The sequence below is a fragment of the Paraburkholderia sp. BR14312 genome (genome assembly GCF_040948675.1).
GTDB lineage: Bacteria > Pseudomonadota > Gammaproteobacteria > Burkholderiales > Burkholderiaceae > Paraburkholderia > Paraburkholderia nodosa_A.
This window is the reverse complement of sequence record NZ_JBFPKI010000014.1, coordinates 268,428-280,052: the sequence shown is the minus strand read 5'-3', so window position 1 is coordinate 280,052 and position 11,625 is coordinate 268,428. Positions and strand designations below refer to the sequence as shown.

Annotated in this window: 15 protein-coding genes and 1 pseudogene; 6 read left to right on the top strand and 10 right to left on the bottom strand. The window is 58.0% G+C overall.

Going from position 1 to position 11,625, the window contains the following annotated elements:
• Window positions 1-90: 90 nt before the first annotated feature.
• From AB3X98_RS34065 to AB3X98_RS34045, 5 genes are all read right to left on the bottom strand, one after another.
• A complete protein-coding gene (locus AB3X98_RS34065; RefSeq protein WP_368606299.1) occupies window positions 91-816 on the bottom strand; it encodes an N-6 DNA methylase in 726 nt (241 codons plus the stop codon).
• A 327-nt stretch (window positions 817-1,143) separates the two neighbouring features.
• Entirely contained in the window at window positions 1,144-1,320 is a 177-nt protein-coding gene (locus AB3X98_RS34060; protein WP_368606300.1) for a hypothetical protein, read from the bottom strand.
• Between the two features lie 570 nt (window positions 1,321-1,890).
• Complete coding sequence (locus AB3X98_RS34055) at window positions 1,891-2,253, bottom strand: hypothetical protein (RefSeq protein ID WP_368606301.1); 363 nt, start codon at window positions 2,251-2,253, stop codon at window positions 1,891-1,893.
• Between the two features lie 209 nt (window positions 2,254-2,462).
• Window positions 2,463-2,714 carry a hypothetical protein gene (locus AB3X98_RS34050; RefSeq protein WP_368606302.1) on the bottom strand — a complete coding sequence of 84 codons (252 nt, stop codon included), beginning with the start codon at window positions 2,712-2,714 and terminating at the stop codon, window positions 2,463-2,465.
• A gap of 79 nt (window positions 2,715-2,793) precedes the next feature.
• Window positions 2,794-2,937 carry a hypothetical protein gene (locus tag AB3X98_RS34045; protein ID WP_368606303.1) on the bottom strand — a complete coding sequence of 48 codons (144 nt, stop codon included), beginning with the start codon at window positions 2,935-2,937 and terminating at the stop codon, window positions 2,794-2,796.
• Window positions 2,938-3,148: 211 nt separating this feature from the next.
• On the opposite strand from AB3X98_RS34045, the gene AB3X98_RS34040 reads away from it, so the two are divergent.
• Window positions 3,149-4,036 carry a TIR domain-containing protein gene (locus AB3X98_RS34040; RefSeq protein ID WP_368606304.1) on the top strand — a complete coding sequence of 296 codons (888 nt, stop codon included), beginning with the start codon at window positions 3,149-3,151 and terminating at the stop codon, window positions 4,034-4,036.
• On the top strand, window positions 4,033-4,989 hold the full coding sequence (locus tag AB3X98_RS34035) for a tyrosine-type recombinase/integrase (protein ID WP_368606305.1): 957 nt from the start codon (window positions 4,033-4,035) through the stop codon (window positions 4,987-4,989). The genes AB3X98_RS34040 and AB3X98_RS34035 overlap by 4 nt, the downstream gene beginning before the upstream one ends.
• Window positions 4,990-5,043: 54 nt before the next feature.
• Here the strand turns inward: AB3X98_RS34035 and AB3X98_RS34030 are convergent, their stop codons facing one another.
• Complete coding sequence (locus tag AB3X98_RS34030; protein WP_368606306.1) at window positions 5,044-5,967, bottom strand: hypothetical protein; 924 nt, start codon at window positions 5,965-5,967, stop codon at window positions 5,044-5,046.
• A 181-nt stretch (window positions 5,968-6,148) separates the two neighbouring features.
• Between AB3X98_RS34030 and AB3X98_RS34025 the strand changes: the two genes are divergently transcribed.
• Genes AB3X98_RS34025 through AB3X98_RS34015 form a run of 3 tightly spaced genes read left to right on the top strand, consistent with a single transcriptional unit; the run spans window position 6,149 to window position 7,022 of the window.
• Window positions 6,149-6,541, top strand: a complete 393-nt coding sequence (locus tag AB3X98_RS34025) for a hypothetical protein (protein ID WP_368606307.1) — start codon at window positions 6,149-6,151, stop codon at window positions 6,539-6,541.
• A gap of 50 nt (window positions 6,542-6,591) precedes the next feature.
• Window positions 6,592-6,789 carry a hypothetical protein gene (locus tag AB3X98_RS34020; protein WP_368606308.1) on the top strand — a complete coding sequence of 66 codons (198 nt, stop codon included), beginning with the start codon at window positions 6,592-6,594 and terminating at the stop codon, window positions 6,787-6,789.
• The gene (locus tag AB3X98_RS34015) at window positions 6,786-7,022 is read left to right on the top strand and encodes a hypothetical protein (RefSeq protein WP_368606309.1); all 237 of its coding nucleotides are present in this window, start codon (window positions 6,786-6,788) and stop codon (window positions 7,020-7,022) included. Before AB3X98_RS34020 ends, AB3X98_RS34015 begins: the two co-directional genes overlap by 4 nt.
• A gap of 95 nt (window positions 7,023-7,117) precedes the next feature.
• On the opposite strand, the gene AB3X98_RS34010 is transcribed toward AB3X98_RS34015, so the two are convergent.
• Both AB3X98_RS34010 and AB3X98_RS34005 read right to left on the bottom strand, forming a co-directional pair.
• A complete protein-coding gene (locus tag AB3X98_RS34010; RefSeq protein ID WP_368606310.1) occupies window positions 7,118-7,432 on the bottom strand; it encodes a hypothetical protein in 315 nt (104 codons plus the stop codon).
• Window positions 7,414-8,214 (bottom strand): hypothetical protein, encoded by an 801-nt coding sequence (locus tag AB3X98_RS34005; RefSeq protein WP_368606311.1) that lies wholly within the window; start codon window positions 8,212-8,214, stop codon window positions 7,414-7,416. Before AB3X98_RS34005 ends, AB3X98_RS34010 begins: the two co-directional genes overlap by 19 nt.
• Window positions 8,215-9,650: 1,436 nt before the next feature.
• On the opposite strand from AB3X98_RS34005, the gene AB3X98_RS34000 reads away from it, so the two are divergent.
• Entirely contained in the window at window positions 9,651-9,905 is a 255-nt protein-coding gene (locus AB3X98_RS34000) for a hypothetical protein (protein WP_368606312.1), read from the top strand.
• A 142-nt stretch (window positions 9,906-10,047) separates the two neighbouring features.
• On the opposite strand, the gene AB3X98_RS33995 is transcribed toward AB3X98_RS34000, so the two are convergent.
• Entirely contained in the window at window positions 10,048-11,106 is a 1,059-nt protein-coding gene (locus AB3X98_RS33995; protein ID WP_368606313.1) for a tyrosine-type recombinase/integrase, read from the bottom strand.
• Window positions 11,107-11,256: 150 nt separating this feature from the next.
• A pseudogene (locus tag AB3X98_RS33990) lies at window positions 11,257-11,442 on the bottom strand (preprotein translocase); the annotation flags it as partial.
• Window positions 11,443-11,625: the final 183 nt, after the last annotated feature.

The window sequence follows — 11,625 nt, the reverse complement described above, 5'->3', positions numbered from 1 at the left end:
GAACGCACCTGATCAAAAAGTGGCCTGATGTCGAACACCCGCAGTACAATCTAAGCACTACGCAGCACCTCCCTCCTGGCCTGTTCGACTTCACCGAAACGGGCGTTCAGCTTCCCCGAAATACGCATTCTGCGTATCGGCCATCTTCTCCACGCCATAGATGCTGATGGCACGCGCGGGGTTTTCATTGTGCCGCTTCACGAATTCGGCGGAATGGACGAACATGCCGCCGGAGCCGCAGGCGGGATCGAGGATGCGGCCATGAAAAGGCTCGATCACCTCGACGATCAGCTTCACTATGCTAGCGGGCGTGAAATACTCGCCACCCTTCTGCATGAAGGCGGAGGCGAACTCACCCATGAAATATTCGAAGATCAGGCCGTAGGCGTCACCGTCAATCGCGAGCGGTTGCAGCAGCCGCAGCAGTTCGCGCAGCACAGAATTGGGCAGAGAGCCGTAGCCCTGCGGCAGCACACCCGAGAGATCGGGATTGTGCTCGGCGATGGCCTTCATCGCCTCGTTCAACGCCTCGGCCAAATTCTCTGACTCCGGCAGGCCAAGCAGATAGGAAAAGCGTGCATGCGGTGGCAGGAAGATCGCGCCTTTCGCATGGTAATCCGGCGGCGTGGGATTGCCGAGGCGGCCGCCGCGCGGGAGCTTGGCATCGACGAAATCGAACCGCGCCTCCATCTGCCGCAGAGCAATCAGTGCCAATACTGGCTGCGCATACTGATCCGGCCGCAGCTCGGTATTGGTCCAGAGCTGGTTCGCTGTGGCGAACAGGCGCCGAGAAAGGTCCTGAAGATCGACTGCCATTGTTTCCCCCGGGTGGTCATACGCCACCTAATAAGCTAATTCCGGCGGACGCGCACAGAATTGTATCAATGCCGCGCATGATACTGGGTCGCTCCATTGCATCGCGCGAAGGACCTGGCCCTGCTGATTGGTCGCCCATGCATCCGCGGACGTCTGTGAGCTACTCATAAAGCATCAACCGCTGTGTGCAGTGGTAGCGAAATCCCATCCGTCGGCGGGGAACGACACTATGCGCTTGCGGGACTGCTCGAACTATCAGGCCGCCGTACCCAGCCCGTCGCTTGCGATACAGACGTTGCTGGACGACGCGATCTCGAGGACCATGGTTTAGCGCCGACGCGCGAGCTGATTGCGCTGCTCAGCCTTTTTTCCGCTCATCTCCCGCTGCACCTGCGCGTGCGGCACATTCGGGCGCGGATCGTCCAGTGCCTCCTGCACTTGTTCGCGGAACCACGTGTCGTACGCGCCCCGGGGGGCGCTTCCTTGGGTGCGACCGACGTTCAATTTCCATCGGTTACCTCTTCAGCCAATCTTGTGAATAAGCGCCGGGCGAGATTTGGCTTCGTGCTCAAGTGGCACGTGTACGAACTCGAAAAGACTGATTCCAGCTTCGCTGGCATGTTGCTGGCACCACGTGCGCTGCCGTGGATGAACCCGCAACACGTAGCGTCCTGCTGACTCCCCTGGTCATCCGCGACCGGGGCAGGTCTAGTCCTCATTCGTGTCGCTTGCGCGACGCGGATTATTGGATGGGCTCGGAGCGGCTTTAAGAGCTTGAACTCGGAACGGGGCGTTTGAGAATCCGGTCTATTTCCGCTTCCACCACGACTGTTTCTCACCCGACGCCTCCGAACCCGGCGGCGGCTCATCACCGGATTGGGTCGTCTTGTTGATCGCCTTAAGGTCGGCGGACCGTATCTGCTCGGATAGTGCGATTGGCGGAGTCGAGCCGTGCTGCGGTGCTTTTATGTTTGCACCACATGCCATGCGTCCCGTACAGCCCCCGACATGGGGCAGGTAGGCGTTCGGCAGGACCGGTGTATGCAATCTCTATTAGAAATTGCAAGAGCACGATTAAATGAGGCCCTGGAAAATATCCTTGCAGCCATCCCAAACGCCTTTTGCGCTTTCTATTGTTGGAAGAATCTTGTCGAAATGACTTATAACGAAACCAACCAGTGATGTGTTTCTCTCCTCTACCGGTTTGCTCGTTTCTTCTGTCAGAAGTTTAAGGTTATGAAGTAGATCGGTTTTTTCCTTATCGTTTGCGTCGCATGAAGAAAGTGCGCGGGATAGCGTCGAGCACGCTTCTGCCAATTCCACATCGCCTTTGCTTTTCATGGTATTAACGTTGACGGATATTTTAGATATGCTATCAACCACCCCGCCTGCGTTAAGTACGCCGATCTGGCTGCCTTCTACATTTACATTAATCACGGTAACATTCTCCACATATATATTTGGTGACAGTGTCTCCGGTTTTTCGCGGACCAACGGCTCGGCGAGCGTGTGAGTAATGACGAGCGAACGCTTGCTGGGCCTGGAGCAGCCAGCCCTGAGCGACTCCTGAGATAAAGACCTTTTCCGCATCATCGCCGTGCCATTAAAAAAAACCCCGCGAGCGGGGTTTGGTATCAGTAACTTAATTACTGGGAAGCGTATTTACTTGCATGAAGAAGAGCCGGCATCTGAAGTTCCCGGTAGGACTTCTCGTCATCGCTCACAGAAGCAATAGTTCTACCGCGAGTGCTTTCCCTCACCGCCCACTCCAGCAGCGTGAGTGCGTTGTTGAAAAGATCTTTCCGAGTTTCGATCCCACAAGTTTTCATTAACTGTTGCAATTCGGCAAGTCTGTCCTCGGGGACGTCGAATTGCACGCGTTGCAGTTTTGCATTCATCTCTCTGATTCGCCAATAAATCTGGCGCCTCCAGTAGCGTAGGGCTCTATCCTGGCAGGCAATAGAACCCTCCTAAATCTCAAGCTGGCTCGACCGGAGCGTCGCAACCAGGCGGTATCTCAGGCGCGCTGCCCTCCATGGCATCCAAGATAAATTCCTTGATAACCAGCGTTTCTGCAGGCTCCCGGAACGGAGGAAGAGGTTTTGGATCGAGGGAATCCATGTCTGGTTCTCCATGGAGGAGGGTTGGATCGAATAATCGGGTCGAGGCTCATGATTGTTTCCTTGGGATGGTGAGTGCTGAGACAGCGGGGATAAATCCTTTAATGAGTAATCTAGGAGTGTTTTTAGAGTAAGTCAAGGAGGTTTTGCGAATTCTGACTTTGGAGTCATATATGTGATAATGTCCTTTATCACACAAATAGGAGAGCCCCATGGTCACCCGCCGTACCGCCGCTGAACAATCTGTTGCACCGAAGCTGCAGCTCACTCCCGCCGCGATCGAGCGTGGCATTGCGCGGCTAGGCGAGCGGATTGACGAACTGAACGCGTTCAACGTCGCAAGCGTTCCGAGTGGGAATTCCCCGGAACTCACGGCATTGTCAGCGAGCATCAAGGACACGCTCGAGCGCTGCTTTGGCGAGAACACGTCTGCATACAGGCGCTTCCAGCCGGCGGCGAACCTGCAACTTCGCCCGGTGGTCTTCGGCGGCGACTATCCCCAACGGCATCACTATCAGGACGGCGCTCGTGAAAACATCGCACAGGCGATCTTGCTTCTACAGGAGGCGCAGCGTGCGCTAAGAGAGGATCTGGCGGACGCGCAGCACGAGGCAGCAGCCTTGCCTGCGCCTACGGTCACAGAACATAAGCCTAGCAATCGGCGCGTGTTTGTCGTTCATGGTCACGATGAGGGGGCTCGGGAGACTGTTGCCCGGTTCCTCGAAAAGGTCGACTTCAAACCAATTATCCTGCACGAACAGGCGAATCAGGGGCGTACCGTTATTGAAAAGATCGAAGCGCACGGGGACGTTGATTTCGCGATAGTGCTACTCACACCCGATGACGAGGGGTGTGTGAAGGGCGGCCAACCCAAGCCCCGTGCGCGGCAGAACGTGCTGCTCGAGCTGGGTTATTTCATCGGGCGTCTTGGTCGCAACAGGGTATGTGCGCTCAAGCGTGGTGACCCCGAGATTCCAAGTGACTATCTTGGCGTTGTGTGGGAGGCGATGGATGCCGGCGGTAACTGGAAGAGCGCCTTGTGCAGGGAGCTCGACGCAGCTGGGCATGAAATCGACTGGAAGAAGGCCATGCAGGCATGAGCCAGCTCGCTCGGGTTGACGCCATTTCAACTCCGGCGCTCGTCCTCGCGGCGGGCGAACGGGCTGGCGTGCGCTTCCTTGAGTTCTTCGCCTCGGCGATCCGCAATCCGCACACGCGCCGCGCCTATGCGCGCGCGGCAGCCGACTTCCTCGTCTGGTGCGCGGGCGCCGGCGTGACCTCGATCACGGCGGTGCAGCCGCTGCATGTGGCCGCGTGGATCGAGCTGCAGGCGGTTACGCACGCGGCGCCGACCGTCAAGCAGCGCCTCGCGGCGATCCGCCATCTGTTCGACTGGCTTTTCACGGGTCAGGTCGTGCCGGTGAACCCGGCCGCCTCGGTGCGCGGGCCCAGTCACATCATGAAAAAAGGCAAAACGCCGGTGCTCGATCCCGCCGAGGCGCGGCAGCTGCTCGACAGCATCGATGTGAGCACACCGATCGGCCTGCGCGACCGCGCGCTGATTGCGCTGATGGTGTTTTCGTTCGCGCGGATCGGTGCTGCGCTCGCGATGCGCGTCGACGACGTCTATGTGCAGAACCGGCGTCTGTGGATACGACTGCGCGAAAAAGGCGGCGAGGCGCACGCGATGCCCTGTCATCACACGCTCGAAGCTTGGTTACACGCCTACATCGATGGAACGGGGATCGCGGCCGAGCCGAAGGAGCCGCTCTTCCGCACGATCGCGCGTGGCACCGGGCAGCTGAGCGCCACGCCCCTGCCACAGGCGAACGCGTACGCGATGGTGAGGCGGCGTGCGCTCGCGGCCGGCATCGCCACGAAGATCGGTAATCACACGTTCCGCGCGACCGGTATCACCGCTTACCTAAAAAACGGTGGCACGCTCGAGAACGCCGCGGCAATGGCCAATCACGCCTCGACGCGCACCACGCAGCTCTATGACCGACGGCGCGACGACGTTAGCCTCGACGAAATCGAGCGGATACGCATCTAGTCGCTTCAGAAGCTAAAGATCCTTGATCTTCAAGAGATTTTTTACATCTCTAGACTAGGAGCTAACTTGGTCACCAACGGGAATAGCAGGCACGTTCTCTTGAGGCTCCCAGTACCGAAGCCGCGATGGCACTTTCTTACGCTGCTTCAACCTGTACCAAGCCGATAGCGCCGTCCATTCCCCTATCGTCATAAGCAGCATGGCAGACCAGTATTGCCAACTGTGATCTACGGCGCTACGTCCGCTATTAGCGCGCGCGTTGAGCAACATAGTCACCGCCGCACCGGCCATCATGAGGCCGCCGACCCAAAGCTTCCAAGTATCGACTCGGCGACGGCGGCGCCGACGCTCGTCATTCTCGATGTCGACCTCGAAAAGAATCTGCTGTTGAACGGAGTTCCTCATTCCCTTCACTGGTCCTTGCAAACTCAATCCGAGAGTCTTCGAAGCGCGATATTCGACTTCGATTGCCACTCCGTGGCCCGGAGCCATGTACGAAAACATTAGCGATCGCTCCGTCGCATAGTTTTTCGGTCGCCGCAAGAACGCCCGTTGACCCAGTTTAATGGCCGCCGTCTGATCGGTTTCAAAGGCGACTTTGACGTTCGTTAGTTCTCCATCTCCTTGGAGCACGAGCTTTAGTGGGGCTGCCGTGAAGAGATCGTCGGTGGTCAGTGGAACCCGTCCATTGTTGAAAATAAATGCGATTGTCTTTCTGCTCGAGGGCGCGTGCTCATCGATAGGCTTGCGCTCCCGTCGAAAGGAGCGCCGTATTACCGAGGCCAATGAAGTCACCCAGTGTGGGAAACGTCGCGGACGTCGATGCGGCCCGTACCAACATACGAAAGCGAGACTCTTTGCACCGTGTCGTTCTTTGAGGGCACCGTCGAATCGGTCGAGCAAATACTTGATAAACACTGCGAAAACCGCAGGACCAGCGACAAACTGAAGGAGCACCTGCGTAACGTCCGTCTTCATTTAAAGCGGCCTTTCTGTAATTGTTCTGGACAAATTTCCGCCCGATCATCTAGCTGATACCAGCTGCAAGGCGGTCGGAGCGACAATATCAAGCTTGATAAGGTCAAGCGAATCCGGTACTAATATTGCCAGAACCCAATCGCTTCGTCGGCGTGTCGACCATGCTCACCTTGGAGAATGTATGTCCCCAGCAGACAGGATCAGCGCCAGATGGATACTGGACAACAGGCAAGACCTCGCAGAGAACTGGTTCAAGCTCATGGCTGTTGATACTCAAAGGCTGGCAGAGGACGCGGAAACAATCGCTTTTTCGTCGCGCAGTCCGGGCGAGCAATCACCCAAAGCCAAGGCGGACCGTATCGAAGAATTACACAGTTGTGCAAGCGAAAATGTGACGGTCATGCGCCATGCTGTACGGCTGCGCGAGGAACGAGGCGACACCGAGCAGATGGTCAAGCAATATCACTCGCACATTGGTGACGCCACGGACGCGATTATGCGGATCGGTCAGGTGCGGATCGCCCATATGTCGAGAAATTCAGGAGCGCGTGAAGACGGCAGCGCGGTGGTATGAGAAATTCGACCGGTCACTTGTGGCGCTCGCGGAGCGCACGGGCAGCGAGCATGGTGGTGGTGGGATACATCCTGCTCAAGTGGTTTGAGGATATGCGAAGCGAGCAGACCGAAACTTGGCTGTCCGCTGGTGGCACGCACGGCACTTGGGCAGCGGTGTTCCTGATGGGACTCGCGGTGGGCGCCATTCTGGGCGCACTGTGCGCTCCGGTCGTGATGGATCTGTTCAAACGTCGGGGGGGGCAATGATGTACACGCAGGTCGTACCGTTCGGTCTGCTGACCGCTTACGGCCTCGGTTACTATGCGCTTTTCATTGGTGGACCCGCCGTGCAGGGCCGCGCGACGCCGGGTCCGGCACATGCAGAGCTCCCGAATTACCACGGTCGGGAGGCCGTGCAAATGTTCCTTATGACGTGCCTTGGGGTCGGCGCCGCCTTCGTCGGCTTTGGCGGCATCGTCGCCTCGCTTATTTGGAGATAGTTATGATCCGCGACGTGCTTGCCAGTTTCCTCGCCGGTTGCCGCCAGTCAGTGGAGGACCAAAGGCGAATTGCGCGATTGGTCTGGCGTATCGTTTCAGGAAAACCCGTCTAGCGCGCGCCGATCCGCTTTCAGTCGCTCAATGTCGGTCTGCAACTGGGCGTGATCTACCTGCAGCTCGTGATTCGCCAAAGCCAGCGCGTCGTTGTCCTCGAGCAGGGCTGCGAACTCGGTTTCGGCTGCATTTATCTGCCCACGCAGGTGCTCCAGTCGCCGAATTAACGCTTCTTCCTCCGGCTGGCAGGCGAGAGGTTTGCGTGATGCAGCAGGCTTTCTGGGCCAAAGAGAATGTACGCCGGCCACGGTTCCAACGGCGACAATCAACAGCTCGATCACTTGAGTAGATGGCATGTGATTCTATCCTTTGCCCAGTCGGGGACCGTGGCGGGCTTTTCGACGATCCACCGTCTCTGTTCGTTTTTTTTCCAGATGTTGATGGGCGCACCTGGGCTGAACGCGGCCTTGTATCGTCTCTCGATCGCAGGGCTGTCGGTCACAACCCAGATCTCGTCGAATCGCGGGTTGCTTCCCTCACGTCGGCGGGTTGCAACGAGACATGCGCCGACAAAGTCATCCAGGTCTCTTCCCCATTTCGCTGTCAGTTCGACCTCTACCCCAACCCGTCGGCCGTCGGGCATCAGCCAGCATATGTCCGGCTGCTTGGTTCCCCGCTTTGATTTCTGCGCCATCTCGGCTTCGGACTGAAACCCGTTGATCGCACCACTGAGTACGTTCCTTGCCGTGGCGGCCTGCGCAATGATGGTGTGTCGTAGTTGGTCCTGCCTGATCTTGAACGGATCCAACTCGTAGGGAAGCAGCGCATCCCGGACCCGTTCGACTTCTTCGAGTCCGCTCAAAGAGAGCGTCAGGATAAAGTTGGGCACGTCTTTCCGGCCACCGCCGGATTCGGTCTTCGTTTTGACGAGCAGTCCGCGCCGAACGAGGCGTGCTGCCAAGCCTGCCGCCGCGGCTCCGCTCAGCATGTCGACAATCGACGGCGAGGAGCATCCCCATCGATATATCCAGTCGAGGGCGAGCAGTGTTTTCTCTTCACCCCGCTGCCTTGCGCTTTTCTCTCCAAGCGCTTCAGCGATACGTGCGCGTGCCTTGCTTGCCCGATCCTGTTGTTCCATCAACCGTGTCATCCTGTAGTGGGTGTTGTGCCACCACCTACAGTATTCGCAACAAGATTCGTGGATTAATTATTTTACGAGCTGCGGTGCCGCAATGCGGCCCCTGCGCCTTCCGTCGAACGACCGGCAAGGCGGCTTCGCCGTCCGGGCTGGATGCCCGGATTCCCTTGCCTGACGGGCTGGACGCCCGTCTCGATCGTCTCCAGTTGCCTTCACGACCCGGCTCGTTGGCCGGGTCTCCAGCGGGTCAGCGTTGCCGACCCTCGGGGGAGCGCCGCGCGAAGCGCGGCCCCCTGCTTCGCGGGCTTCACTACGCGCGATGCGCTTCGTTCGGTCCTTCGGACTCGGCTGAACGCCGACCACGTGGCCCTGGTTCGGGCCACTCGCCAAGCAGGGGGCCGCGCTTCACTCGGCGCTCTGGGGCTTCGCCCCCCCATTCGACTGCCGGCCGCTAGGGCGGCCTCTGGGCGCTGGGGCGCCCAGCGTCGAACGGCTCCCCCCCGGCCCGCGCGAAGACGCGCGGAGCTCCGGGCCGCCTGGCCCTACGCCCGCCGTTCGGCGGCCCCCAAAAATCGTTGGTACGCGTCGGCTGACTGCCAACCTGGAAGCCGCGGTTGTATCGCGTTCTTTGTCGGGTGTCCGTGCAATCTGCCTTGCATGCCAAAAAATGATATCAACGAAGTGATAGCTTTCGCAGCAGCGGTCAATGTGCAATCAGAAAACTGATTTGATGCGGAGCTGCTTGCCGAGACCACCGGCGTAAGCATCGCTCAATGCTCCGTTCCCCCTTGCCCACAGCCTCGTGGCCTTACGGCCACGACTTGTGCACAACCGGCCTCTTGCGTGCGGCATGGCCGCCCGGCCGGTTGCACACAGGCTGTCGGGCTGTGGACAAGACCAGCGCATACAGCCGAACAATAATTACCTCTTGCACTTCCCTGAGTAGCCTATTTCTTTAATCGAGGCCGGGGACTTCTCCTAAGCGTACAGGGGTAAATGTTGAAGGTGCGTATCCTCGCATTGGGCGAGCGAAGCGAGTCACGCCGTAGGCTCCACGCCGCGAGGGGACCTGTGGGCAGAGTGGGGCAACTCGTAGAGTTGTCCCACTCTGTCCATGGGGACGCGGGGGCTCCCCAAGATTGGATCGCTCGGAGTTTTTTTGCCTGCAGCGCGGTGCCGGCGGCGCTCAGTGCCGGTACGGCGCGCTTGTTCGTGTGAACGGGATCGCTAAGTTTGGGAGGGACGCTATGACCAAGGCAAGGGACCAGCGCCCGCGGCGCGAATTGCTGAGTCGCTATGGGCGCATCACTAGTTGGCACGCGAGCGTATCAGTCCGGGCAGACAGGCCTCGTGGACATCCGCCGGGACGAGAGAGTCGCGCTTCAATTCGGTTTGAAGGAGAGTTCACCGAGGCGGTGCGCGGTGTTGGACGGTTCTTGATCCAGGTTTCTCCAACAGAAAAGCCGGAGATGGGGAATGCCGTCGTGCCAAACGTTGGGGCGTTTATATCGGTAAAGCCAGAGTTGCAGGGCGTGGTTGATATGACGGAGGGCGAATTTCAACGCTTGTTAACGCTCTCCGCGTCGGGGCGCGTGGCGTGGTGCTTCGTTGCATTCACGGTGCCATTTTACCGTTCGGCTTTAATCGTCAGTATCGACTTCAGTACATGTGCGCCCGACGACGAGATGTAACACGGCGGTGGAATCGGAATTCGCGTCTTTCAGGGCCTACTGTTCACGGCGACTACTGCAATTGCGGCGATGGGGCGGTTGTGCGTTTTCAGGTCAAGTTGAGCACCTTGTTGGCTAGCGCCGGGGACCTCAAGCCGCGGCACTAGTCTAGCTTCTTTGCAAGATCCTCCGCCCTCGGATGGTAGTACCGCATAAGCATCTTCGTGTCTCGGTGACCCGTAATTTTCGCCAGCTCGTGGAGTGGAAATTTCTCGGCAAGGCGTGATGTTGCCTCGTGTCGCAAGTCGTGAAAACACAGGTCAACTAGAAATTTTGGGTCGGGTCCCACGCCCTTACTTGCACAATCTTCTTCGTATGTTTGCCTTGCCCTTGCGACCGCTCTTTCGAACGCTCGTGTTACCGCATCGGCTCGGAGTGGGAAAAATAATTGCCGGTCGTCGTTAGCGAGTTCTTTAAAGACGGCAATCGCTTTGCTCGAAAGGGGCACGTCGCGGGAACTGCCATTTTTGGTCATTGAAAGCCGTGCAACGCGCTTTGTTAGGTCCACCTGGCTTGGGCCGAGTGAGATCAACTCGCCTCGACGCATTGCTGTTTCGACTGCAATGTCGATGAGGGCTGGCAGGAAAGCAGAAGCGGTCGCCGCCTTTACGTAAGTGAGCTCGTCGGTCGTGGCGCCTCTCTCGTCGTCACGTTCGATGCTAGAAATGCGTCGAGTGCGTTCGTTTTTGATTGTAGGCTTTCGAACCAGCTCGACTGGGTTGGAGAGGCTCTCCAAGCCCCATTCTTTGCGCGCAATTGTGAAAAGATGCGAGATTACGGCAAGCCGGCGCACGACCGTCGCTGGGCTATGAGTAGCACACCATTCGTCGCGCAGCTTCGCAATGTCAGCCCGCCGAATCCCGGCGAGTGGGCGCATTGCGAGCCATGAGTCGCGCAGTTGTCGGATGATCGACTTCTCCTGCGTCGCGCCTCGTTTGTTCGATGCAATTTCGCGCTCGTAGCGATCCAACGCTTCTGTAAAGGTAGTGCTCTCCGCTTCCGCGCTGCTAACGAAGCGCCCCCGATCCATCTCTCCTTCGACCGACCTTGCCCACCTTTCAGCGTCTGCTTTGGTGTCGAAGGTCTTTGATTGTTGGGGATAGCCCTTTCTGCGAATTTTGGCTTGCCACTGCAGGTCGCCGCGTTTGGTAAAGGTCGCCATAGGCCAATTGCTCGCTAGCATTCGTTTGTGGGACGTCGGTGTCTCAGAATTGTCCCAATTATTCGAAATATGGTCAATCGCCCTTTATTTTATTGATGTGAGCTTCTGATTCGCAATGCGAAGGTCGTGAGTTCGATCCTCCTCCGCACTCTAAGCCTTGATCTTGTCGTGCCACATGCGCGACAGATCGAGAGGGCGTCGGCGATAGTGTTTTTTGGCAATTGCCGACGGCTTGTACCCTTGGATTTGTGCGACAACGCCGACCGGGACCTCCACCGACTCTGACAATGTGCCGAATGAGCGGCGCAGGCCATGCAGCGAAAAATGCGGCAAACCCGTCGGTTCCAGCGCGCGATTGCCGGTGATGTATCTATCTCTTCCCTGCGAGGTGCGCATCTGCAATTTGATCGCGATTAATAAACCTTAAATAATGATCCGAGTAAAAGCAACTCTAGATTTTAGCGATAGTGGATTCGCTACAATTAGCCATGACTCAGGAATTGAGCGGATTATTTAGAC